This window comes from Bradyrhizobium sp. Kon56 (genome assembly GCF_055807635.1).
This window is the reverse complement of record NZ_JBVVOU010000017.1, coordinates 26,918-50,585: the sequence shown is the minus strand read 5'-3', so window position 1 is coordinate 50,585 and position 23,668 is coordinate 26,918. Positions and strand designations below refer to the sequence as shown.

23 protein-coding genes and 1 tRNA gene are annotated in these 23,668 nt (G+C 64.9%); 9 read left to right on the top strand and 15 right to left on the bottom strand.

Annotated features, from left to right (window positions below):
- Positions 1–3: 3 nt before the first annotated feature.
- From AC0L3B_RS24730 to AC0L3B_RS24720, 3 genes are all read right to left on the bottom strand, one after another.
- Positions 4–3,309 carry an acetyl-CoA carboxylase family protein gene (locus AC0L3B_RS24730; RefSeq protein ID WP_247296135.1) on the bottom strand — a complete coding sequence of 1,102 codons (3,306 nt, stop codon included), beginning with the start codon at positions 3,307–3,309 and terminating at the stop codon, positions 4–6.
- Between the two features lie 126 nt (positions 3,310–3,435).
- Entirely contained in the window at positions 3,436–4,101 is a 666-nt protein-coding gene (locus tag AC0L3B_RS24725) for an aspartate/glutamate racemase family protein (RefSeq protein ID WP_247296136.1), read from the bottom strand.
- A 12-nt stretch (positions 4,102–4,113) separates the two neighbouring features.
- On the bottom strand, positions 4,114–5,796 hold the full coding sequence (locus AC0L3B_RS24720) for a methyl-accepting chemotaxis protein (protein WP_018453637.1): 1,683 nt from the start codon (positions 5,794–5,796) through the stop codon (positions 4,114–4,116).
- Between the two features lie 440 nt (positions 5,797–6,236).
- On the opposite strand from AC0L3B_RS24720, the gene AC0L3B_RS24715 reads away from it, so the two are divergent.
- Positions 6,237–6,587: a hypothetical protein gene (locus AC0L3B_RS24715; protein WP_018453636.1), complete on the top strand. Its 351-nt coding sequence runs from the start codon at positions 6,237–6,239 to the stop codon at positions 6,585–6,587.
- Between the two features lie 12 nt (positions 6,588–6,599).
- A complete protein-coding gene (locus tag AC0L3B_RS24710) occupies positions 6,600–7,073 on the top strand; it encodes a hypothetical protein (protein WP_247296140.1) in 474 nt (157 codons plus the stop codon).
- 3 nt (positions 7,074–7,076) lie between these two features.
- On the opposite strand, the gene AC0L3B_RS24705 is transcribed toward AC0L3B_RS24710, so the two are convergent.
- Complete coding sequence (locus AC0L3B_RS24705) at positions 7,077–7,676, bottom strand: TetR/AcrR family transcriptional regulator (protein WP_247296142.1); 600 nt, start codon at positions 7,674–7,676, stop codon at positions 7,077–7,079.
- Between the two features lie 110 nt (positions 7,677–7,786).
- On the opposite strand from AC0L3B_RS24705, the gene AC0L3B_RS24700 reads away from it, so the two are divergent.
- Positions 7,787–8,164, top strand: coding sequence for a tautomerase family protein (locus AC0L3B_RS24700; RefSeq protein WP_473381157.1), 378 nt, complete (start codon positions 7,787–7,789; stop codon positions 8,162–8,164).
- Positions 8,165–8,174: 10 nt separating this feature from the next.
- Here AC0L3B_RS24700 and AC0L3B_RS24695 read toward each other — a convergent pair whose 3' ends face one another.
- Positions 8,175–9,104: a CobW family GTP-binding protein gene (locus tag AC0L3B_RS24695; protein ID WP_473381156.1), complete on the bottom strand. Its 930-nt coding sequence runs from the start codon at positions 9,102–9,104 to the stop codon at positions 8,175–8,177.
- A 3-nt stretch (positions 9,105–9,107) separates the two neighbouring features.
- Positions 9,108–10,598 (bottom strand): amidohydrolase family protein, encoded by a 1,491-nt coding sequence (locus tag AC0L3B_RS24690; protein ID WP_473381155.1) that lies wholly within the window; start codon positions 10,596–10,598, stop codon positions 9,108–9,110.
- Between the two features lie 992 nt (positions 10,599–11,590).
- On the opposite strand from AC0L3B_RS24690, the gene AC0L3B_RS24685 reads away from it, so the two are divergent.
- On the top strand, positions 11,591–12,544 hold the full coding sequence (locus tag AC0L3B_RS24685) for an alpha/beta hydrolase (protein WP_085384409.1): 954 nt from the start codon (positions 11,591–11,593) through the stop codon (positions 12,542–12,544).
- 23 nt (positions 12,545–12,567) lie between these two features.
- On the opposite strand, the gene AC0L3B_RS24680 is transcribed toward AC0L3B_RS24685, so the two are convergent.
- From AC0L3B_RS24680 to AC0L3B_RS24670, 3 genes are all read right to left on the bottom strand, one after another.
- A complete protein-coding gene (locus tag AC0L3B_RS24680; RefSeq protein WP_473381154.1) occupies positions 12,568–12,966 on the bottom strand; it encodes a hypothetical protein in 399 nt (132 codons plus the stop codon).
- A gap of 509 nt (positions 12,967–13,475) precedes the next feature.
- Positions 13,476–13,550 (bottom strand) — tRNA-Glu (locus AC0L3B_RS24675).
- A 224-nt stretch (positions 13,551–13,774) separates the two neighbouring features.
- Entirely contained in the window at positions 13,775–14,119 is a 345-nt protein-coding gene (locus tag AC0L3B_RS24670; protein ID WP_473381153.1) for a hypothetical protein, read from the bottom strand.
- Here AC0L3B_RS24670 and AC0L3B_RS24665 point away from each other — a divergent pair.
- The 3 genes from AC0L3B_RS24665 to AC0L3B_RS24655 all read left to right on the top strand — a co-directional run bounded on the left by AC0L3B_RS24665 (position 14,118) and on the right by AC0L3B_RS24655 (position 16,774).
- Positions 14,118–15,125 carry an RluA family pseudouridine synthase gene (locus AC0L3B_RS24665; protein ID WP_473381152.1) on the top strand — a complete coding sequence of 336 codons (1,008 nt, stop codon included), beginning with the start codon at positions 14,118–14,120 and terminating at the stop codon, positions 15,123–15,125. The genes AC0L3B_RS24670 and AC0L3B_RS24665 overlap by 2 nt on opposite strands.
- Before the next feature lie 217 nt (positions 15,126–15,342).
- The gene (gene rpoH / locus AC0L3B_RS24660) at positions 15,343–16,242 is read left to right on the top strand and encodes an RNA polymerase sigma factor RpoH (protein WP_007596598.1); all 900 of its coding nucleotides are present in this window, start codon (positions 15,343–15,345) and stop codon (positions 16,240–16,242) included.
- A 190-nt stretch (positions 16,243–16,432) separates the two neighbouring features.
- Positions 16,433–16,774, top strand: coding sequence for a hypothetical protein (locus AC0L3B_RS24655; RefSeq protein ID WP_473381151.1), 342 nt, complete (start codon positions 16,433–16,435; stop codon positions 16,772–16,774).
- A gap of 96 nt (positions 16,775–16,870) precedes the next feature.
- Here the strand turns inward: AC0L3B_RS24655 and AC0L3B_RS24650 are convergent, their stop codons facing one another.
- The 4 genes from AC0L3B_RS24650 to AC0L3B_RS24635 all read right to left on the bottom strand — a co-directional run bounded on the left by AC0L3B_RS24650 (position 16,871) and on the right by AC0L3B_RS24635 (position 20,438).
- Positions 16,871–17,584: a peptidoglycan recognition protein family protein gene (locus AC0L3B_RS24650; protein ID WP_473381150.1), complete on the bottom strand. Its 714-nt coding sequence runs from the start codon at positions 17,582–17,584 to the stop codon at positions 16,871–16,873.
- Positions 17,585–17,618: 34 nt separating this feature from the next.
- Positions 17,619–18,830, bottom strand: a complete 1,212-nt coding sequence (locus AC0L3B_RS24645) for a GGDEF domain-containing protein (RefSeq protein WP_085360511.1) — start codon at positions 18,828–18,830, stop codon at positions 17,619–17,621.
- A gap of 565 nt (positions 18,831–19,395) precedes the next feature.
- Positions 19,396–20,007 (bottom strand): LysE family translocator, encoded by a 612-nt coding sequence (locus tag AC0L3B_RS24640; protein WP_473381149.1) that lies wholly within the window; start codon positions 20,005–20,007, stop codon positions 19,396–19,398.
- Between the two features lie 56 nt (positions 20,008–20,063).
- On the bottom strand, positions 20,064–20,438 hold the full coding sequence (locus tag AC0L3B_RS24635; protein WP_018453620.1) for a response regulator: 375 nt from the start codon (positions 20,436–20,438) through the stop codon (positions 20,064–20,066).
- A 129-nt stretch (positions 20,439–20,567) separates the two neighbouring features.
- Here AC0L3B_RS24635 and AC0L3B_RS24630 point away from each other — a divergent pair, with 129 nt between their 5' ends.
- Entirely contained in the window at positions 20,568–21,401 is an 834-nt protein-coding gene (locus AC0L3B_RS24630) for an SDR family NAD(P)-dependent oxidoreductase (RefSeq protein ID WP_085360515.1), read from the top strand.
- 196 nt (positions 21,402–21,597) lie between these two features.
- Here the strand turns inward: AC0L3B_RS24630 and AC0L3B_RS24625 are convergent, their stop codons facing one another.
- On the bottom strand, positions 21,598–22,404 hold the full coding sequence (locus AC0L3B_RS24625; protein ID WP_085360517.1) for a lytic murein transglycosylase: 807 nt from the start codon (positions 22,402–22,404) through the stop codon (positions 21,598–21,600).
- Between the two features lie 503 nt (positions 22,405–22,907).
- Between AC0L3B_RS24625 and AC0L3B_RS24620 the strand changes: the two genes are divergently transcribed.
- Complete coding sequence (locus tag AC0L3B_RS24620; RefSeq protein WP_007614643.1) at positions 22,908–23,144, top strand: hypothetical protein; 237 nt, start codon at positions 22,908–22,910, stop codon at positions 23,142–23,144.
- A gap of 18 nt (positions 23,145–23,162) precedes the next feature.
- Here AC0L3B_RS24620 and AC0L3B_RS24615 read toward each other — a convergent pair whose 3' ends face one another.
- Positions 23,163–23,543 (bottom strand): thiol-disulfide oxidoreductase DCC family protein, encoded by a 381-nt coding sequence (locus AC0L3B_RS24615; protein ID WP_371258501.1) that lies wholly within the window; start codon positions 23,541–23,543, stop codon positions 23,163–23,165.
- Positions 23,544–23,668 lie beyond the last annotated feature (125 nt).

Here is a 23,668-nt window from a genome sequence, read left to right as displayed (position 1 = left end):
CCCTCACCACGTATCAATACAGGGCCGCTTCTTCCCAGTCCGCGCCGGCGGCTTCGGCACCGAGCGCAGGCCCGCCATGATCCAGCGCCTGGTCTCGGCGGGGTCGATGACGTTGTCGATCTCGAACACGGAGGCGATCGAGACCGCCTTGCCGTTGGCATAGAGCTCGGCGACCTTGTTGCGATAGTAAGTCTCGCGCTCGACGGGGTCGGCGATCGCCTCCATCTCCTTGCGGAAGCCGAGGCGGACGTAACCCTCCAGGCCCATGCCGCCGAACTCGCCGGTCGGCCAGGCCGCGGTGAAGAATGAGGCGTGGAAGCCACCGCCAATCATCGACTGTGCACCCAGCCCATAGCCCTTGCGCAGCACGATGCCGAACAACGGCACAGTCAGGCTCGCGCCTGTCACGAACATGCGCGAGACGTGGCGCACGATTGCCGTCTTCTCGGCTTCCGGACCGACCATGAAGCCGGGCGTGTCGCACAGCGAGACGATCGGCAGATCGAAGGCGTCGCAGAGCTGGAGGAAGCGCGCGGCCTTGTCGCCGGCATCGGCGTCGATCGCACCGCCGAGATGCCGCGGATTGTTGGCGATCAGGCCGAACGGCTTGCCCTCGACACGGATCAACGCCGTGATCATGCCGACACCGTAGTCGCGGCGCAGCTCCAGCACGGACTCCTTGTCCGCGACGAGGTCGATCACGCTGCGGATGTCGTAGACGCGCAGGCGGTTCTCGGGGATCGCGCGGCGCAGCAGGCGCTGGTCGGCGGCCTGCCAGTCCGTCACCGCACCCTGGAAATAGGATAGGTATTTTTGCGCAACGGATGTTGCCTCTTCTTCGTCCTCGACGAGGATGTCGATCACGCCGTTCGGCGACTGGAACGTAACAGGACCGACCTCGGCCGGGTGATAGACACCGAGCCCGCCGCCTTCGATCATCGCGGGGCCCCCCATGCCGATCGAGGCGTTTTTGGTTGCGATGATGACATCGCAGCAGCCGAGCATCGCGGCATTACCGGCGAAGCAATAGCCGGAGACGATGCCGATAACCGGCACCAGACCCGAGAGCCTTGCGAACTGCACGAAGGACGGACCATCAAGCCCGGTCATGCCGAGCCGGTCGGTATCGCCGGGGCGGCCGCCGCCGCCCTCGGCATAGAACACCAGCGGCACGCGCCAGTCTTCCGCGAGCGTCAGCATGCGGTCGATCTTCTTGTGGTTCATGTGGCCTTGCGTGCCCGCGAGCACGGTGTAGTCGTAGGCCACGACGATGCAGCGCCCGCCTTCGGGACCGAACTTCTCGGCGTTCACGGTCGCGACGCCCATGACGAGGCCGTCGGCCGGCGTGTTCTTGACGAGATCGTCGAGCTTGCGCCGGCGCCGCTGCGCCGCAATCGCAAGGCTGCCGTACTCCATGAACGAGTCGTCGTCGACGAGCTGCGCGACATTCTCGCGCGCGGTGCGCTGATTGGTGTTGCGGCGGCGCTCGACGGAGGCAGGGCGATTTTCGTCGAGCGTGTTGGCCTGGCGGGCGATCAGTTCGGCGAGATCAGGACGGATGTGGTCGAGATCGACATCGGTTTCCGTTGCCGACGCGTCCGCCGCAACGTCGAGCGGCTCCAGATACATGATCGGCTCGCCATGCATCAGCGTGATACCGTCGCCGGCGAGTAGCTTCGTGACGCGGCCGCCCTGCTCGGCCATGACCAGATGTTCCATTTTCATGGATTCGATCACGGCGAGCTGCTGGCCCGGGCGCACGACCTCGCCTTCCTTCACCTGAATAGTGACAATGGTCCCCTGCAAGGGTGCCGCGACCATCACTGTGCCTTCGGGCACGGTCTGTGCCGTATGCGCCTCGGTGCCGGGACCGCCGTTTCGCTCCGTCGCTGCAAAATAAAGTGGTTTGGCCGCGCCATCCGCGGCTTCGACGAGCTTGCCCATGTTGCAATCGATGAAGTCGGTCGCGATGCGGTTGGACCTGAAGTCGGGATGCGCCAGCACCGCCTGGAGGAAGGCGATGTTGGTGATGACGCCGTCGATCCGAAACTCGCGCAAGGCGCGCGAAGCCTTGGCGACCACGTCGTGCCAGGCTTCACCGGGCGTATGCACGATGACCTTTGCCAGCAGCGAGTCGAAGGCGGCGCTGGTCTTGTAGCCGGCATAACCGAAACTATCGACGCGGACGCCGGGGCCCGACGGCGGTTCGAACACGGCGAGCACGCCGCCGGTCGGGTGCGTCGCGCCTAGCTCGTCCAGTGTCTCCATGTTGACGCGGAGCTGCATGGCATAGCCGCGCGGTTTCGGGATCGAGCCTTGCGCCAGGCCGAGCGAGGCAAGCGAGGCACCGGCGGCGACCGCGAGCTGGGCGCGGACGAGATCGAGGCCGAGCACCTCTTCCGTCACGGTGTGCTCGACCTGAAGCCGCGGGTTGGCCTCGATGAAGGCAAAACTGTCTTCGGCGGCACCGTCGACCAGGAACTCGAACGTGCCGAGATTGTCGTACGACGCGGCCACGGCGAGTTGCTTCGCCGCCGCGATGATACGGCCACGCAAGCCGTCGCTGAGCGACGGGCTCGGCGCCACCTCGATCAGCTTCTGGTGTCGGCGCTGAATGGTGCATTCGCGCTCCCAGAGGTGGGAGATCGCGCCGTCGCGATCGCCGATGATCTGCACCTCGATATGGCGCGCCTGCCGGATCAACCGCTCGGCATAGACGCCGTCGAAGCCGAACGCGGCCTTGGCCTCGGACTGGCAGCGCGCATAGGCCTCCGCGAGATCGGCAGCGCGCTCGACCACGCGCATGCCGCGCCCGCCGCCGCCGGCCATTGCCTTGATCACGATTGCCGCGTTGCTGCCGAGCGAGGTGAAGAACGCCGCGATGTCCTCCAGCGAGGACGGCCCGCTGGTGCCGGCGATGATCGGGACGCCGCAGCGCTTTGCCAGTTGCCGTGCCGCCACCTTGTCGCCGAACAACTCGAGCGCCGCGGCCCGGGGCCCGACGAAGGCGATGCCTGCATCGGCGCAGGCCTTCGCGAACGCAGCGTTCTCGCTGAGGAAGCCGTAGCCGGGATGCACGGCGTCGCAGCCTGCGCTCTTCGCCGCCTTGACCACGGCCTCGATGTCGAGATAGGCCCGCGCGCCGCGACCGGGGATTTCGACGGCCTCGTCGGCAACCCGCACATGCAGCGACATCGCATCGTCCGCGGGATGGATCGCGACCGTCGCGATGCCGGAATCGGCTGCGGCGCGCGCGATGCGGATGGCGATCTCGCCGCGATTGGCGATCAGGAGCTTCTTGAACGACATGCAGCGTCTCCATGCCCGCGTGCCCAAGCGCGGGTCGGCAGGTCCCATGGTTCTGCTTCGTCACTTTAACCGAGGCCGTCAAGGGCAAGAACGCGGTCCCGACGACCGTTCCCGCGGGCCGGAATTTCAATCGGTCGCGCGCGCCGTGATGAGGCGAATAATCCGCGCCACGGCAGACGGGATCGGCGCGATGATCGGCACGGTGAACATCGGCTGAAGCTCGCACGCAGCTTCGCCCAGCGGGCCGCCACCGATGATGACCGCCTCCGCGCCATCCTGTGCGATGCAGGCCTCGACCGCGCCGGCAAGCGCCGCACGCAATCGCGCCGGATCGCCCATCAGGTCTTGCGGATCGCCTTTGGCGAAGCGGGCGCCGGTATAACGCGATCGCAACCCCAGCGCGTCCGGCACGGCGTCGATCTTCGATTCCAGCAGCGGCGTCGTGGTCGCCACGCCGAAGCGACGGCCGTTCTCGGCGGCTGCCAGCATGGAGGACTGACCGATACCGACCGCGGGCCGTTTAACCGCGGCTTTGATCCCGGCCAACCCGGGATCGCCGAACGCCGCGACGATGATGCCGTCGCATGCATGCCGGTTCGACTGCGCGATCTCCAGAACTTCGATGGAAGCTGCATCCAGCGCATCCGGCGTCACGATCATTTGCGGCGCGCGCGTTGCGGTCGCGCCGTCGATGTCGAAGCCGTCCACGGCGGCCGACCTCGCGATGGCGACCATCATCTCAGTGGTCGCCACAGAACTGTTCGGATTGATCAGGAGAATGCGCGCGCTCATTCTCCTGCTATACTAGGCCGCCCGTACCCCCGCAACGAAAGCACTGACCTCGTCTTCCAGCGATTGCAGCTTCTGCGACAGCCGGCCGCTCGATTGCAGCACGAGGCCGGCGGCCTGGCCGGTCTCCGCCGTCGCGTCGGTCACACCCGAGATGTTCTGCGAAACCTGGTCGGTGCCGGAGGCGGCCTCCCGTACGCTGTGCGCGATCGCCGCCGTCGCGGCGCCCTGCTCCTCGACGGCTGCGGCGATCGACGAGGAAATTTCGTTGACCTCCATGATGGTCTTGCGAATGCTGTCGATGTTGCCGACCACCTGGTTGGTCTCGGCCTGGATCGCCGATATCTGCGCGCCGATCTCGTCGGTCGCCTTCGCGGTCTGGCTCGCCAGCGACTTCACTTCGCTTGCCACCACTGCAAAACCCTTGCCGGCCTCGCCGGCGCGCGCCGCCTCGATGGTGGCGTTGAGCGCGAGCAGATTGGTCTGCGAGGCGATCTGGTTGATGAGGTCGATGACCTCGCCGATCTTGTGCGCGGCTGCAGCAAGTCCCTGCACGGTGTCGTTGGTGCGTTGACCGTCGGCGGCGGCCTTGTCGGCCACGCTTGCAGCCTGCGCGACGCGCTGGCTGATCTCGGCGATCGAGGACGACAGCTGCCCGGCGGCGGAGGCCACCGTCTGCACGTTGCTCGAGGCCTGCTGGCAGGCGGTGGCGACGAGGCTCGCACGGTCGGTCGCCTTGTCGGCGGTCTCGGACATGCCCTGCGCGGCCTGCTGCATCGCGCGCGCCTCCTTGAACACGTCGCGGACGACGGCTTGAACGTTCGCTTCGAACTTGCCGGCGAGGTCGGTCATCGTCTTGCGCTTCTCCTCGTCGGCCTTCTGCTTCGTCTCCTGCTGTTCGGCGTGCATGCGGCCGACCGCCGACGCATTGTCCTTGAACACGGCGAGCGCCTTGGCGAGCCCGCCGATCTCGTCGCGACGATCGGTATGGGGCACGTCGAACGCGCTGTCGCCGGCGGCGAGGCGGTCGGTCAGTGCCGTGATCTTCGCCAGCGGCCGGGTCACGCTGCGGCCGATCACGAAGGAGGCGCCGAGCACGAGCACGAACACGACCAGGCACACCAGGGCGAAGGTCATCGCATTCTGGCGGAAAACGGCGTCGACGTCGTCGAGATAGATCCCGGTGCCGATGATCCAGCCCCAGGGCGCAAAGCCCTTCACATAGGAGATTTTCCCGACCGGCTGGTCGAAGCCGGGCTTCGGCCAGAGGTAGCTGTAGAAGCCCGCGCCCTGCTTTTTGACGACGTCGACGAAGCCGACGAACAGCGCGTTGCCGGACGGATCCTTCATCCCGGAGAGATCCTTGCCGTCGAGTTCGGGCTTGATCGGATGCATGACCATCTTGGGGGTCATGTCGTTCAGCCAGAAATACTCGACCTTGTCGTAGCGCAGGCTCTTGATCTCCGCGATCGCGCCGGCCTGGGCCTGCTCGCGCGGGAGTTTTCCTTCGCTCTCGAGCTTCTGGTAGTGCGCCAGGATGCCGTAGCCGACGTCGACCAAGTGCTGCGTCTTGGCCTGACGATCGGCGATCATCTGCGCGCGCAAGGTCGAAAGCGCGATCGGCGCCAGCGCGATCATGCCAAGGAGGCTGATGCCGACAATCAGGACCAGCTTGAAACTGATGCGGGAGAAAAACATTGGTGCTCGCAAGATTTGGAAGGCTGATATGCCAGTTTATCCCGCGCCCCTTAGCAAAGCTTTAAGCATTCGGGTTCCCCCACCCCGCAAAACTCCATGCATCCTACCGGCATGCCGCAGACGGCTCGCAGGCTCGCGAGGCTGGCTGCATCCGAGATGCGAACTCTTCAAAACTAGAAGACCTCGACATCGCCCCTCCGAGCGTTGACTTGCAGGGGGCTCTGACGGAACGATCGGCGCAGATCATCGGCGCCAGCCGGGGCATGGGCGCAGCCGGAGGCCAGAGGCTCAATGCACCAATCGACATCGACAGGGTCTCTCGACCTTCCGGCGCTGAGCGCAGCGGAGCGGCTCTTCATTTGGGGATTTCGGGCCAAGGCGCGCAGCGGAAGCGCCGTTCCGACCGCGGCCGACATCCAGCAAGTGACGACCATTTTGGCGTGGGCGACGCCGTGCCTTCGCTGGAATCCATCATCGAGATCTTTGCCTGCACGGCGCATACGGCCATCGCGGTGCACTGCCCGACCTGCCCCCGCATGTCCGACAGCGAGCACAGCATGTTACGGGCGATCGCGGCCGCGCAGAAAGAGCGCGACGATATCGCGCGCGAGCAGTTCGAATGCTGGCTGCCGCCAGTCGGCGCCGATTGGGCTCTCGCACCCGTGCGGGGGCTTGCAACGATCTTCCGCATGGCGGGTCTCATCCTGCCCGACCGGCACGTTCCGTCTTTGGACCATGACCAGACGATGGCGATGAAGAGCTGGCTGGTCGGAAGCCCCACGTTGCACTGACCGGGATCGCGCATGATGCAGGATAGTTGCGGCTCTGTGCCTGCCACGGAAGCCGGCGAGGCGCGGCTCTGTCCGCTTCAGGCCGCGCTTGCGACGCGGCCTGACGTCGAGAGCTACGATGATTTTGGCCGCGTCACGCTCTCGCTGTTCCGGTTCATCGCTGCCGCCTATACGACCGGCGCGTCCGATTGCTGGGAGGCGGCCTATCGCTTTGCCGACGAGGCGCCTGGCATCACCGACAGCCCGCTGCTGGTCGCACGCGTTGCCGCGCTCGTCAGAATCCTGCGCAGCGGCCGGCCCTGCCAATTGTGCTTCATGCCGCCGTCGTGCCGACGCCTGTCGAAGGACGAGGCGGAATTGATGCGACTGCTGGCGGTGGCACGCGGCAAGCAGCCGGGCGAGCTCCAAACTGTCGTCTGCCAGTTCGTCGGCAACGAGAACGAGACCGTGACGACGCGGGCGGTCAACGCGCTCGCGGTCTGCTGACACCTAGCCGCCCTTCCTGCCGAGCACGAGATCGATGGTGTGGGACGCGATCTTGCGCAGCTGCGCCTCGTCGCCGAAGGCACGTTCGAGCACGGCGAGGCCGCGCGTCACCGTGATGATGTGCAGCGCCGCGGCCGCGGAATTGCCGTTGAATTCACCGCGCGCCGCACCTGCCGACAACGTCTCCTGAACCAGAACGGTGATGCGCGAGATGAGGTTCGCGAAGGCCTGCCGCGCCTCCTCGTCCAGCCCCTCGCCTTCGGCCGCGCCGAGCTCCATCAGCCCGCGCGTCGTCGGGCATCCGCGCGGCGGCGTGCCGGCGCGGAAGTTGCTGATGGTCAGGTCGAAGAACGCGGTGAGGCGCTTTCGCAATGAGCCCGCGCCGAGCGCCTTTTGCAGCGCAAGGAGATAATCGGCCGCATAGCGCTCATAGGCCTGCAGGAACAGCGCCTCCTTGGTGCCGAAGGCGTTGTAGAGGCTGCCGCGCTGGACACCGGCGTCGCGCGCGATGTCCGACAGCGAGGTGCCGCGCACGCCCTTGCGCCAGAACTGGTCGAAGGCGATACGCAGGACATCGTCGTGGTCGAACTCGCGCGGCCTCAAGCTTTGCCCCTATCAAGCATATTTGACACGATGTCAAAAACATGATTTCTTGACGCCGCGTCAAAAACAAACTGGGGCCGATGCGCCCTTTCGTCAATGAGGATTTCGCGATGCCTCTCCTCCACATCTCGATGCGCGCCGGAAAGCCGGAAGCTTACCGGAAGGCAATCCTCGACGGCCTCTACCGCGCCATGCGTGAGGCCCTGAACGTCCCTGAAGGCGACGAGTTCATGACCATCAGCGAGCATTCGCCCGCGAACTTCCGCTGCGGCAATGCCTACAGCGTCACGCGCAGCGACGATGCCGTGCTGATCCAGATCACCGTGTTCGCCTCGCGCACCCCCGAGCAGAAGAAGGCCCTGTACCGGCGGATCGCGGACCTGCTCGGCGAAAACCCGGGCCTCCGCCCCGAGGACGTGTTCGTCAACGTCCTCGATGCGCCCGCGGAGAACTGGTCCGTTGGAAATGGCATCGCGCAATTCGCCTGAAGCGGCAGCTTCACCGATCCGCAACGCAGGTCTCCATGATCCCGTCGAGCTCCGCCTTCGAGAGCACGCCTAGCTCGACGATGAAGACAATCCGCGCGCACGGCACGCCCGGCGTCGGCGCTTCGCCTGGGGCCAGCGTGGCGCGGCCGGCGGCGAATTGAAACACCATCTGGCGCCCCGGCTGCTCGACGGTCTCGAACAGGCCTTTTGCCCGCGCGAGTTTTGGCGCCAGTCGGCCGATCGCCTGCTGCAGGCGGGCCAGCGAAAGTGGCTGGTTCGAGGTCCAGCTCAGCGTTTCGAAGCGTTGCTCTGCCGGACGTTTCGGTCCGGATTTGCGCGGCGCGGGCGCACGATCGACGGTCGCGGGAAACAGCAGCGCGGACGGAATTTCGCCTTGCTGCGCATCGACGACCACGGCAGGAACGCGCTGCGCGCGGATTGCCTCGCGCATCCGCCCGCCCGCACCCTCATCCGCCAGATCCAGCTTGCTCAGCGCCACGATGTCGGCGACGCGCAGCTGCGAACGGTGCAGCGCGTCGTCGAGAGCGGCCGGCGGTGTCGCCGTGTCCATCACGCAGAGCACCGTTTCCAACGGCGCTTCGCGCAGGATCACGGGATCCATCAAATTGCGGACGATCTCGGCGGGATCGGCGACGCCGCTGGTCTCGATGACGATGTATTCCGGCTTCGGATCACGCCGCAGCAGCGTCGCAAGCGTGCGCAGCAGGTCGCCTTCGAGCGAGCAGCAGATGCAGCCATTGGCGAGGCTGACCACGCCGTCGCTCGCGCCCGCGATCAGCTCGGCATCGATGTTGATCGCACCGAAATCGTTGACCACAGCGGCGATCCGCCGCCCCTCCGCATGCGCCAGCAGATGGTTCACGACAGTGGTCTTGCCGGCCCCCAGAAAGCCCGTCACCAGGAGAATGGGGACCGGCATGTCTCAGCTCCCGACGACGGGACGGCGCACGGGACGGCCGGGCCGCACCGCGACGTCCAGCACACCATCTGTGATTAACGGCTGGCCGCTGACGATCAGATGCCGCACGCCTTCGGAGGGACGGTTCATCGCCGTGAAGGTCGCGCGGTCCGAGAGCTTCTCGTAGTCGAACACGACGATGTCGGCATCGGCATCCTTCGCGAGCCGACCTTTTGCGCGCATCGCGGGCGTGCTCTGCGACAGGATCTCCGCCGGGATCAGCGCGCATTTGCGCACGCCTTCGAGCAGCGACACGGTCTTGCGCTCGCGCACCCATTCGCGGATGAATTTCGTGAAGCAGCCCGCCGAGCGCGGATGCGAGGTGGCGTCATCCGGCAGCGGCCAGGCATCGCCGGTGTAGGTCTTGCCGTCCGACGTCGTCCACGGCATCGCGTCGGAGGCGATCGCGCCGCCGGGATAGAGCACCGACATGTCGAGGAGGTCGCGGTGATGCGCATTGTTCTCGGTGTCGAGGATGTGCCACAGCACCAGCGAGGACGGCTCTTCCGCCTGCGCCTTCAGGAGCTCCTCGCGATCGCCGAAGCGATGGCCGTCGGTGACCCGCTGCACGGAATCGTAACCGGTGCCGTTGCGCTCGACGAATTCGGGGTCGCTGAAGAAGGCGGCCGCCAGCACGGTCGAGCCGGTGCCGTAGGGATAGGCCTCGACCGTGATGGGCAGGCCCTGCGCCTGCGCTTTCGCGATCAGCACGCGGCAGCGCTCGACGTCGGTCTTGCTCGACGAGTTGAAATGGCAGATGTGCATGTGCGCGCCGGTGGCTCCGGCATAGCCGATCAGGCGGATATAGGCTTCCGCCGCGCTCTCGGGATCGATGCGCGACATGTAGGCGACATGGGTGAAGGTCGGCACGTCCTGCGCGGCCGCGAGCTGGCAGACCGCGGTCAGCTCCTGCACGCCGGCGCCCGGCGCATAGGCGTTCAAGATCCCGATGCCGATGCCGCCCTCGTTCAGGCCGCGCGAAAGGCGCTCGAGGATGCCGGCAACCTCCGCATCGCTCGCCACGTTGTCCATCCAGCGGCGATCGCGCATGGCGTTGCCGAACGCCTCCAGCGAGCTCTCCGCATTGGAGCCCGTCATCGCGCCAATACGCGCGAAAGCCCAATTGGTGGCCGCGCCGTAGTTCAACACGCGCCCCTTCCGCGCCTGGCGCTCATACCAGGACCCGACCGGCAGCACGCCCGCTTCGAGATCGAGCGTCGTCGTGACGCCGTCGAACGCCTGCATCCGATCCGCGGGGAGCGACTGGCCATGCGCGTGCAGGTCGATGAAGCCGGGGGCGACCACGAGCCCGGTCGCGTCGATTGTCCGCTCGGCGCTTCCGAGCGAGGCGCCAACCGCGGCGATCCTGCCGTCCACGACCGCCACATCCCCGATGGCGTCCATTCCGCTGGCGGGATCCACCACCCGGCCGCCAGAGATCACCAAGCCGCTCATGTCAAAATTCCTCCGCGCTGAATTCGCATCAAGGCAGATTCCGGGAGGGACGACCACCTCCACCGATGCCGACGCATCATGCTCGCAAGGAAGCTCGAAAGGGAGGCTCGAAAGGGAGGTCAGTTTGCATGCGGGTCGCGGACACGCGCTCGCAGCCTCGCGGCATGTTTTGCCCGAGCTATGCTTCTCGCTTCACCCCCTCGAAAAGAAAGGGCGCAGGGAAGACCGGGCGCCGGCTGGCACCCATAAAAACCCCCATGCGAACTGATTGCACACGCAATGCACAGGGGAGACACAGGGCAGCCGAGACCAGGCCTTCCCTGCGCGATGGTTTGACGGCCTATGCCGCGCTCTCCCCGGAGACGAGTTCCTTCTTGCCTCCGTCACCTCCGCGAAATGCACGGCACCGCGCCGGTTGACGCGATGACGCCTTCGCAAAGGCTTGACCGTAGCAACGACGGCCAAGACCACACGGTTTCGCCGTACGCAGGCATCCTGCTTCGCCCAAGCTTCGCAGGACATGGCCCTGCTTCGCCAGAGGCTTCGCGAGGTTTGAGCGCCGTCCGTCGATGCGGTTCGTGCCATGCTCACGAGGTTCATCTCGCCCTGCACGCACAAGCCCGCCTTTAACGCCGCCCGCGTCCACCGCAACTCCCAACCCGCGTTCGTGACGACGTACGACCGCCCCTTTTGTGGGCTGGGATGGCCGACACATACGATATTTCCGAATTTCGGTAAACTGGAATATTTTTGCGGAGAGGGATTGACTTGCGTTTGCGGCTGTTTCGCTCTACCGGCGGAGACGATGGACTGCACGACCATGCAATGGACCGCAGAGCAGCTCCGCCGTCTTCTCGCCCCCATTGTCATTCAGAGATGTAGCGGGGCGCTACGGTGGGCAAAGTTCCCAAAGGTTTCGTGTGATCGCTCGACGTCTCCTGCAACGCGACCCTCGTCATTCTATTTCGCGCCGCGCTCTCCTCGGCGGATTTATGTCGGCGGGGACCGCCCTCGCGCTTGGCGGATGCGCCGGCTTGGGTGCGACCGGGGCGCGTTTCGACGCGTCATCGCTATCCCTTGACCCCACATTGCTCGTCACCACCACGCGCAAGCCGGTGAACGGCGGTCGCACGAAGCCATGGTTCGGGCCGGAGCGCGCGACGACCATGACAATCGCGCGGGCGAAGCTGGGGGCGCCGGACGAGAGCCGCCTTTCTCTGGCCTCGGTTGGACTTGGCGATTGGCGCCTTGACCGGGTCGAACCGGTGTCGGCCGACGTTGGCGATCTCGTTGCGCAGGCCGGCGGAGGAGACGTGCTGATCTATGTGCACGGCTTCAAGCAGACGTTCGAGACGGCGGTGCTGGATGGCGCCCATCTCTCCGATGGGATCAAGTTCCGCGGCCGGACCATGGTGTTCTCCTGGCCCTCCAAGGCAGGACTGTTCGACTATGCCTATGACCGCGACAGTGCGATGTGGTCCCGCGACGAGTTCGAGCGCGTGCTCTCCACACTCGTGTCGGCGCCAGGCACCGGCCGCGTGAACATCGTTGCGCACAGCATGGGAACCATGCTGTCGCTCGAAAGCCTGCGTCAGCTCTATGCGCGATACGGCGACACAGTGACGAGCAAGATCGGCGCCGTGGTGTTTGCCGCGCCCGATATCGACATGGACGTGTTCTCGTCAGCGATCCAGCGCATCGGTCCGCTTGCGGGCAAAATCACCGTGATCGCCGCGACGAACGATCGCGCACTGGCGTTGTCGGGACAGATCGCAGGTGGAATGACCAGGGTCGGCGCCGCCGAAAAAGCCGTCATCGCGCGCCTCGGCGTACGCGTGGTCGATGCGTCAGCGGAAGGCTGGGGCATCATCAACCACGATCTTTTTCTGTCGAATGCCGAAGTGCAGCGGGTGATCCGCCGCTCGATCGACGGCACGATCGCTTAGGAGAGCGCCTGCGCCAGGTCTCGCTAGAAGCTTGCTCGTGCGCACGAAATGGTTGGGTTTTGCAGTGTCGCACGCGAATGCCGCACCCTGGTTGATTTATATCGGCTGTGCGGCAGCACACTGGTGCGGTAGCTGTTCAATTTTAGATCGGCCGCCTCTGACTCGAACCGGCTTACGGAGGCCGGCGCCCGTTCAGCCAAATGAGCGAACGACTGAGTAACGATCCAGACTTCTTTGTCGTCAACAATGATCAGGCGATCGTGGAGTTGGCGAGGCGATGTTAGGCGCGTCTCTAGCGGCCGATTTTGAAATTGGCTCTGCCAACGCTCGACGGCCGGCTTGAGGGACGACTTCACATAGAACGGATCGGCGAGAACCTTAAGCAGAACATTTTCCGCCGCGAGCGGTGCAAAATCACGCAACAGCTTCTCGTCAGAATAAGGATCGACAATGAATAACTCAGTCTCGCTGAGCTGAAAACTCGAGCGATGGCCGCGAGTGCATCAAACGCGTTGCCGGCCGGAATATAGGCCCCTTGTAAGTTAGGAGGCGATTGTGACTCTACACGCGCAAACGTTCGAAAGAGAATGCTAGCCACTTTAGAGACCGCTTGTCCGTGCCTATAGGAGTTCGATTCCCCGATAACCGCATCCATCGCGAGTACGACGCCCGCTGCATCGAGCGACGATCCGGCGGCTTCAACATAGCCGCGGCTCGACCGAGCCACATTCGCCCTGCCGGGGTGTTGGATGCCGAACCGTGAAAGTTCGGCATGGTATCGATCAGGTTGCGTAGTTCGAAAATTACTCGCTCGATTTCCACTCGGCAAAATCCGGCAGGGGATGAACGGAGAACGTACGCTGTCCCACTCTATTCGGGGTGGCACGATGGCTTGAAAAAATCGAAGGAAATCAATGCAAAATTCGAAAAATGGCGCTCCCTAGGGGAATCGAACCCCTGTTTCAGCCTTGAGAGGGCCGCGTCCTAACCGCTAGACGAAGGGAGCGTTGAGGGAGAGGACATAGCCTCGAATTTTGCCGGCGGCAAGCGGGGATCGCGGGGTTTCAAACGCCCAATCGGCGTCGTCCTGGCGAAGGCCAGGACCCATTACCCCGTATGCGGATGGTTAAGGCATATCGGAACGACGATCTCGTTCGTGCAACCGGATTCGGTGGTTATGGGTCCTGGCCTTCGCCAGGACGACGATGGCGGCGAGTTCCGGGGCGCGCCTCACGGCTCATTGGCGAATTTCAGCTTTCCAGCCGGCTTCAACGTGTGGGCGTCGAAGGTGCGGATCTCGGTGACGCCGCCGATGTCGATCGTGATCACGAGCCGGTCGCCGGCGACGCCACTCGAGACGATTTTGGCGCCCTTCGGGAGAGTCGCGGTGACGTCGCCTGCCGGCTCTGGCGCCCTTCCCTCGGACTTGAAAAGGCGGTAGCCCACCGCGATCAGCACGGCGCAGATTGCCAGCGCCGTGGTCAACCCCGCGATCAGCATCATCCGCCGCACCCGCGCGAACAGCGCGGCCTGCTCGGGGCTCGGTTCGGGAACAACGGTATCAGACGTCGTCATGGAAAATTCTGGCTCTGCGCAAAGGTTGGAGGTTGTCGTCGAAGGCTCCGAGGGCTCGACCCGGCTCGACCGCGTGCTGGCGCTGCACCTTGCCGAGCTATCGCGATCGAGGCTGAAAGCCCTGATTTTGGCGGGCGCGGTGAGCCTCAGGGACGCCGCGATCCGGGACCCCGCTTATCACGTCGCCTCCGGCGATACGATCACAATCGACGTGCCGGAAGCGGCTGCGCCGGAGCCGAAAGGCGAGGATATCGCCCTCGACATCGTGTTCGAGGACGACGACATCGTCGTCCTCAACAAGCCGAAGGGGCTGGTGGTGCATCCCGCGGCGGGCCACGAGACCGGTACGCTGGTCAATGCGCTGATCGCCCATTGCGGCGGCTCGCTCTCCGGCATCGGCGGGGTGCGCCGGCCCGGCATCGTGCACCGGCTGGACAAGGACACCACCGGGTTGATGGTGGTCGCCAAGAACGACCTCGCGCATGCCTCGCTCACCGCGCAATTCGCCGATCACGGCCGTACCGGGCCGATGCGGCGCGGCTACATGGCCTTCGCCTGGGGGCTGCCGGGCCGCCATCGCGGCACCGTGGACGCGCCGATCGACCGTCACCCGCATGCGCGCGAGAAAATGGCGGTGCGCCAAGGCGGCCGCGAGGCCGTGACGCATTGGGAGCTTCTGGAGAGTTTTGCCGGACGCGACGGCAAGCCGATCGCGACGCTGCTCGCCTGCGAACTCGAGACCGGACGCACCCATCAGATCCGCGTCCACCTCGCCCATATCGGCCACCCCCTGATGGGCGACGCCGTCTACGGCCCGCATTTCAAGACCAAGGCGAACCAGCTGGGCCCCGAGTCGCAGGCCGCCCTCGCCGCGCTGGGGCGGCAGGCGCTGCACGCCTACCTGCTGGTATTGAAGCACCCGAGGACTGGAGAATTACTTCACTGGGAGACGCCTCTGCCGGAGGATTTGCTTCTCCTTCAGGGGGCCCTCAAAGCGGCGCTATGACGCAGGTCGCTTCAGAAATGCTTTACATTACAAAAAGTTATAGCTGCCACACGGGGACGTGACGTCAGCAATCCTTCCCTTTTTGCCTTCCGATGGAGTATATTGCGCTTGCGTTGAAGACCAACGCGGAACATCGCAGCACCGATCGGCTTTAACCAAGCGGTCGTCTGCCTGGCCCGCCGCTATCGGGGGCCTGAACCTGTTTGGAGGGCGCACTATGGCCCGTACAGCTACCCTGCCGGTCCTTAATGGCGAATCCGGCCTTTCCCGTTACCTCGGCGAAATCCGCAAGTTTCCGATGCTGGAACCCCAGCAGGAATACATGCTCGCCAAGCGTTGGCGCGAGCACGATGATCGCGACGCCGCGCACCAACTCGTCACCAGCCATCTCCGTCTCGTAGCCAAGATCGCCATGGGCTATCGCGGCTACGGCCTGCCGATCTCCGAGGTCGTCTCGGAAGGCAATGTCGGCCTGATGCAGGCGGTGAAGCGGTTCGAGCCCGAGAAGGGCTTCCGTCTCGCAACCTACGCGATGTGGTGGATCAAGGCGTCGATTCAAGAGTACATCCTGCGTTCGTGGTCGCTCGTGAAGATGGGCACCACCGCGAACCAGAAGAAGCTGTTCTTCAACTTGCGCAAGGCGAAGAGCAAGATTTCCGCTCTGGACGAAGGCGATCTCCGCCCCGACCAGGTGGCCATCATTGCCAAGCGTCTCGGCGTCACGGCTCAGGACGTGGTCGACATGAACCGCCGCCTCGGTGGCGACGCGTCGCTCAACGCTCCGATCCGCGACGACGGCGAAGCCGGCGAATGGCAGGACTGGCTGGTCGACAATTCGCCCAACCAGGAAGCCATGCTGGCCGAGCACGAGGAGTATGATCACCGTCGTGACGCCCTGAACGGCGCCATGGGCGTGCTTAACCCGCGCGAACGCCGCATCTTCGAGGCCCGCCGGCTCGCCGATGAGCCGATGACGCTGGAAGACCTTGCCGCCGAGTTCGGCGTGTCGCGCGAGCGCGTCCGCCAGATCGAGGTCCGCGCGTTCGAGAAGGTGCAGTCCGCGGTCAAGGGCACGATCGCAAAGGCCGAACAGGCCGCCCTGGAAGCCGCGCTCTAAGCGCGAGGTTTTGGCGCCAGAGATTGGCGGATCGACAAGAGACAGAAAGCCGGCGGCAACGCCGGCTTTTTTGTTTGCGTGTGAGGCGCAGCATGTTCGCGGGGACGCGGACCAGGCATCTTGAACCCGCGCTGCCGGTCGACCGACCAAAGGGATCGGGCCGACAGCATCAAGAGAACGGACACGCACCGTGTCGATCATCCTGCAATCCACCGTGGGCGGCTTCTCCGCCCAGTTCATGCGCAAGCTGCCGCTGGTCGAGCAGGCGATGCGCGAGCACGGGCTCGAGCCGTCAGAGTTCGTGATCTCGAAGGACTATGCCTCGACCGCGACGATCCCGCTGATGGGTCCGTTCTTCTTCAATTACAGCGTCTATTTCGGCGAGGAGACATTCACCGTCACCGAGCCGAACGACATGGTGTTCCTGGATTACTTCTTCAAACGGGTGCTGGCAGCGGACGGTCCGCCGGAGGTGCCGCGGCGGCCGGGCTTGATCCGGCGGCTGTTCGGGTGGATGTCGGAGCCGGTGTGATTGATCTTCCCCTCTCCCCTTGCGGGAGAGGGTGGCTCGCCGCGATAGCGGCGAGACGGGTGAGGGGTTGTCTCCGCGAGCACGTCTCTCACATCGTCATTCCCGGAGACAACCCCTCATCCGGCGCTTCGCGCCACCTTCTCCCGCAAGGGGAGAAGGGAAGAGCGCATCGTCGGCGCCTCGCTCACTCCCCCATGTCCGCGCCAGCGTCGCAAGCCAGCAGCCTTCGCAATAGCGGGCATCCTTGTAGTCGATCCAGTTGTGCGCATAGACGTGGTCGAGCGGGATGCCGTAGCGCGCGCGCAGGATTTGGACGAGGATCTTCCACGCCGCGACCTGCGCCGCGGTCGGTCCCGTGGTGACGTCGGGATAGTTGCCGGCGAACTCGACGCCGATCGAATTGTCGCGCACCACCTGGCGGTAGGTCGGCTTGTTGTCGATGTACTTGTTGTCGTTGCGGTTGGCGCCGTCGCCATGGGTCGGCACCAGGTTTTCCGCGACCGCCCAATAGACGGTGCCGTCGGTCTCGACCCACAATGTGACGCCGCGACGCGTGGGATTCTTCGTTTGCATCTGGGCGCCGCCGCGCGCCGAGCCTGCCGGTCCCTCGGTCTGGTGCACGATGATGTTGCGCCAGGCTTTTGCGTTGCCGACATCGCCCCATGGCGCCAGCCACACCATCTTCAGGCCGGGAATGTCGGGCGTGCCGGAGGCGCGCGCGAGCTTTGCGAGCTCGGCGTCGGTCGCAGCGGCAGGTGCGATCAGAATGAGGGCGGCGAGAACGGCCGCGAGCAGGCGAGAGATCATCATGCGGGTCCAATGCGGACCTGACGTTAGCACGCCCTTACGCGAATTTGCGCAAGGCCTCGCCTGAACCGATCGGGTCAGGCATCAGCGGTGGCGCCGGATCGTGGACGGCAAAGTCGTTCTTGCCGTTCTTCTTGGCCGCATAGAGGGCGTGGTCGGCATGCGCGATCAGGCGGTCCGGAAACTGGCCGACGCCGCGGTCCCACTGCGCCACCCCGATCGAGATCGCAATCGGAATGTCGATGCCGGTGCAGCTGACGGCATCTTGGCGGCAGACCTCGAGCACGCGGCGGGCGATCGCAGCCGCCTCGCGCAAGGTCGACGACGGCAGCACGACGCAGAATTCGTCGCCGCCGGTGCGGGCGAGCATGTCGCCGGGCCTCAAGCGCGTCTGCGCCATCAGGGTGAAGTGCTGGAGGCAGGCATCGCCCGCGGCATGGCCATGGGTGTCGTTGATGGTCTTGAAGCCGTCGAGATCGATGACCAGCAGCGAGAACGGCTCGCTGCTGCGCTCCGAGCGGGCGCATTCTTCGCTCAGCCGCTGCAACAGATGCCGCCGGTTGGCGACGCCGGTGAGATCGTCGAGTAGCGCGAGGTCGGCGACCTCGTTGCGCAAGCTGTCCATCGCCATCAGCAGGAAGCCGAAATTGAGCGTCATGGACAGGAACAAGAGACCCAGCACCATGACGCCATGAGCCTGGCCGCCGGCGCTTGCCGAGAAATCGCCGCCGAGCAGATTGCCCACCGTGCGGACGACGAGGATCGCGATAATGGCGAGGATGACGATGCCGGACAGCCGGGCGCCCGGACTGACGCGGCCTTCCGGCGGCGACAGCAACAGACGCAGCGCCAGCACCAGCGGCACGGCCTGACCGAGCGTGTAGCAGAGCATGCGCAGCTGCATGTTGTCGAAGCCGACCACGAAGAACACGACGCCGGCGAGGCTTAAGCCTGCTGTTGCGATCATGACGCGCCATGAGACGGGCCGGTGATAGAAGCGTTGAATGCCCATGGCGGCAAGGCAGCTCGCCGCGATGACGCCGGCGGCGCCAAGCAGGAGCGGCAACGGAGACGCGACGAACAGGCGCAGCAGGGCCGTCATCGCACCGGTCGCGCCGATAAAGGACGATGCCATCCAGAACCGCGCGGCCGCGAATTTCGGATAGGTGCGCATCACGTAGGCCCAGATCAGGCCGAGCGCCAGGAAGTTGACGACGAACACGGTCCAGAGTGTCGGCACGTTCAGCATGGCGCACGCGGCGCGCGCAGCGTCGCGCCCTCCGTCCCTGCCAGCTGACCGTCCATGATCCCGTCCCCGTTTTCTTGGGGGGACAATGCCGCCGCTGCGCTTAACGGAGTCTCACTGCGATCCGCGAAAGCATGACTTTGGTTTTGGATTCATGAACGGCTGGCGCATTGTCGGATCGTTAGGCATGCCGGCGACGCGGATTCGTGAGCCAAAATCACCCGAAAATGCATCTGAGCTGTGGATAACGCGATGACACGGATGTGACAGCGCGGGGCAGAAGCGCGCGAATCTGCTGAGCTTGTCATCGAGGATGTTGCGAGGCTGGCCCTCCGCCGAGCATCCCTCGTGTCGCGTTTCACCATTAACCCTGAAGAGGATCCTATGGCTAAGAAAGCGAAGAAGGCGAAGAAGGCGACGAAGAAGAAGGCCAAGAAGGCAGCGAAGAAGAAGTAGCGAGGCTTCTTATTCTTTGCCCGGGTGGAGCACGCTCCGCCCGGGCGTCGGGTGGGAGTTCTGAGTTGGAAGATGGCGGGCGCAAGGCCCGCTTTTTTATTGGCTGGAGAAGCTATCGCTCCGCGAACGCCAGCTTGGCGCCGAGCGCGGCGAAGCCGGCGGCAAAACTCCGGCGCAGCCAGGCCATGACAGGCGGGCGGGAGATGACGCGCTCGCGCACCGATGCCGCACAGAGGCCGTAGACCACGAACACCGCAAACGTCATTGCCATGAAGGCGCCGCTCAATTCCAGCATTCGCGCCAGCACATGGGCTTCGTCCGCGGCGATGAACTGCGGCAGGAAAGCCAGGAAGAAGATCGACAGTTTTGGATTGAGGATGTTGATCAGGAAGCCGGTCACGATCACCCGACCGACCGAACGCTCGCGGATCTCGCCGTCGACTGCCAGCGCCCCGGTCTCGCGCAGCGCCTGCCAGGACATGTAGAGCAGATAGGCGACACCGCACCATTTCAGCGCGGCGAAGGCGAGCGCGCTGGTGTGGAGCACGGCGGCGAGCCCCAGCATCGCGGCCGTCATGTGCGGCACGATTCCGAGGGTGCAGCCGAAGGCAGCGGCGATGCTCGCGCGCGAGCCGCGGGTCAGCGCGGCCGCCAGCGTGTAGAGCACGCCGGTGCCGGGCGAGGCGACGACGATCAGCGAGGTGAGCAGGAAGGACAAGGTCATGGACCGACCTTATCACCGCGCCGCGGACCACGAAAGCCGGCCTGCCGGATCGACCCTCAGGACAGCTGCGCGATCTCGGCCTCGCGGAGCACGTCGAGCGGCGCCCATGGCTTAGCCCAGAACTTCGCGCCGTTCGGCAAGGCCTGCATCAAGGGCCGGCCGGAGGTGACGACGACGTCGAGCTTCGGGTTGCGGTCCTTGGCGACATGCGCGAGCTCGACGCCGTTCATGCGGCCGGCAAGCTGAACGTCGGTCATCATCAGGCAGAGCGCGCCGGCGCTCTTCTCCAGCACAAGCTCGGCCGCCTCGGCGCTCTCGCATTGAATGACGTCGTAGCCGCTTTCTTCGAGAAGAAGACTGAGCATCTCCCTCTGCATGAGGTCGTCTTCCACGATCAGTGCGGTGGCTCGAAACGGCTTTGCTTGTCCCATCGGCGGCTCCCAATGCTGCCTGTCTTCATCAAGTAACGTAGGTTAAGGAGGGAACCGCCATGCGGTTCGGTTCCAATATGAAAAAATGTAAATCATAGTTCCGCTCAAGTGGCTCGACGGGGGATCATCATGACTGCAATCCGCGGCGCCGCCGCTATCACCGGAGCGGCAAGCGGCATCGGCCGCGCACTGGCGATCGAGCTTGCGCGGCGCGGCTGCGATCTCGCGCTCGCCGATCGCGACGAGCCCGGGCTGAAGACGCTCGCGGCCGAGATCGGCGCCGCAAGCAAGCTCAGCCTGCATCGCGTCGATGTCAGCGAGCCCGACGACATCGCGCAATTCGCGCGTGAGGCGGCCACCGCGCATCCCGCACTTGGCATCGTCGTCAACAATGCCGGCGTTGCACTGATGGGATCGTTCGAGGAGATCGACCAGGCGCAGATGGACTGGCTGTTCGACATCAATTTCTGGGGCGTGGTGCACGGCACGCGCGCCTTCCTGCCGCATCTGAAGACGTTGGGCGAGGCACACATCGTCAATTTGTCCTCGATCTTCGGCATCATCGCCCCGCCGGGACAGTCGGCCTATGCCGCGGCGAAATTCGCGGTGCGCGGCTTTTCCGAGAGCGTGCGGCACGAGCTGGCCATGGCGGGCAGCCCTGTCAGGCTGTCGGTCGTGCATCCTGGCGGCGTCGCCACCGCCATCGCCCGCAACTCGCGCACCGGGGTCGGCGTCACCGACAACGCACGCCGGTCGCAATCGATCGAGCGGTTCGAGAACGCGGCAAGGACCACGCCCCGGGACGCCGCGCTGCGCATCATCAAGGGCATCGAGAGAAACGAGCCGCGCATCCTGATCGGCAACGACGCCCGCTTCATGGATCTCCTGCAGCGCTTCCGCCCGGCAACGTACTGGGCGCCGTTGCAGCGCAAGCTGGAGAGGATGGCGAAGGGGACGGAGTGAGGGGCGCCGTCGAATTAAACCGTCGTCCTGGCGAGCGTTCACGGACCTCTCCGTTGTCACTCCCCGCGAAGGCGGGGAATCCAGTACGCAGCAGCCTCTCCGTATTCTCGCGCGGTCTCTGGAATACTGGATCGCCCGCCTTCGCGGGGCGATGACACCAAGTATGTGCGCGAGTGCTCCGTCTCTTTGGCTCCCCTCACTGCCCCGCCAGCCGATCGGCAAAATACCCGATCGTCTTGCGATAGATCACCGCCCTGTTCCATTCGCGCATGGCCTCGAAATTGGCGGTGCCTTCGCCGTAGGGCTGGCCCATCTTGAAGCCGCTGGTGTGGAGCAGGTTCGCGGTCGAGGCGAGCACGTCGGGGACGCTGTGGCGGAGATCGACGTGGCCGTCGCCGTCGAAATCGACGCCGTACTTGATGTAGGAGGACGGCAGGAACTGGGTCTGGCCGATCTCGCCGGCATAGGCGCCGATCAGGTCGCGCAGCGGCAGGTCACCGCGCTGCACGATCTTCAGCGCCGCGAGCAGCTCGCCCTGGAATAGCTCGGTGCGGCGGCAGTCATGCGCGAGCGTCGCCAGCGTGCGGACCACCGGCAGCTTGCCGATGTCGCCCTTGCCGAAATCGCTCTCCAGCCCCCAGATCGCAACCAGGATATAGCGGGGCACGCCGAACTGCTGCTCGATGCGTGAGAGCAGCGCGGCATGGCGCTGCAACAGCGCCTTGCCGCCATTGATGCGGCCGGGGCCGACGCGGGTCGAGACATACTGCTCGAAGCTCTTGTTGAAGGTGTAGCGCTGGCGCCGGTCGAAGGCGAGCACCGCGCCGTCCTGCTGCACGCCGCTGAGCGCCGCGCTGGTCACGCTCGCCGAGACGCCGGCGGCCTGCGCTTCCGAGGCCATGCTGGCGACAAAGCTGTTGAAGTCGCCGCCGCAGCGCGCGGCTTGCGCCGATCCGCCGGCCAGACAGGCGATGAAGGCGATGGCCAAGGCGTATTTCGACATTCGGATGAATCCTACAGGGAATGGGCGGGAGAGCGGCGCGCGATCATGCCCGGGAACCAGATTCGCGTCAAAGCGGCAAATCCTCACCAGAACCAATCGCATCCTGGCTCGACGAATGAAGTCCGATGTCGCGACCACTGCATATCTCATGCGCTCGCTGCGGCATCGCAGCGCCAACGATTTGCCTTGCCACGGCATGGCGCCGATATAATATTCTATTCTAGGTTGTCGCCCCGCCAGCCCCGGGCGACGCTGAAGACCAAAATAAACGGCGGGCTTCGCGGCCCGCCGTTTGTTGAGGCAAGGGTGAGGCAAGGATCTCCTAAGGAGCGCATCGGGTTTTACGAAGCGTTGGACGCTTCCGCCCGACATCGAGGCGCCTCGTAAATGGGTTCGTCGATCGATCGCGCAGCTGGTTCTGCCGCTGCAGGGCCCCGCGCCCAGCCACCGGAAACCTGCCAAAGTCATTTGACTATGGCCCCCTGATCGACGAAAAGCCGGCCATGGCCAAAAAACCCGGAACCAATCCCAAGGGCGAATTCGCCTTTTTCAACGTCTTCTATGAAGACGGCTCACAACGCTCCAACCGGCGCGTGCCCGCCGAATTGCTCGGCGGCCTCGACGGCGACGAGCCGGCCCGCGCCTATATCATGGAGCAGGACCGCGAGATCGCCGAAAAATCCGGCCGCCCGGCGCTTGAGATCAAGAACCTCGAGCGGGTCGGCGCGAAGAAGAAATAGGTCGACCCAGGCAGGCGCTCACCAGCGCCCGCTCCGCCTGTTCCAGGCAAACAGCAGATCGGCAAACCGATCATAGAAGAACCGGGTGAACGGCAGCGCCACGCGATTGCCGAACAACCCCGCAAGCCACCCCTCCCCCGGGGTCAGCGTCCACAGCGCAATCGCGACATCCGCACCGACGATGAGTTGGCCGGCCTCGTCGGTGGCATGCAGGCGGCGCCTGATGTCGTCGAGTGTGGCGCCAAAGCGCGCCAGCGCATCGGGTTGCTCGTTGATATCCCTGAATTCGATTGTGCCCGCGCGCACCAACGCCAACAGCTTGTTGCGCTGCCAGTCGATGCCGGCATCGCAGACGGGGCAGCGGGTGTTGTACCAGACGGTGAGGTGAGCCGGCATCATCGAAGCATAGATGTCGATCCTTGCGACGTCGAGGCTGGAGCCATCCACCCGGAATTCCAGAATCGATGCGCCTCTCTCGTCGGGTGTATATTCGATTGGAAAAGCATGAGCCTCTTTGGGCTGAA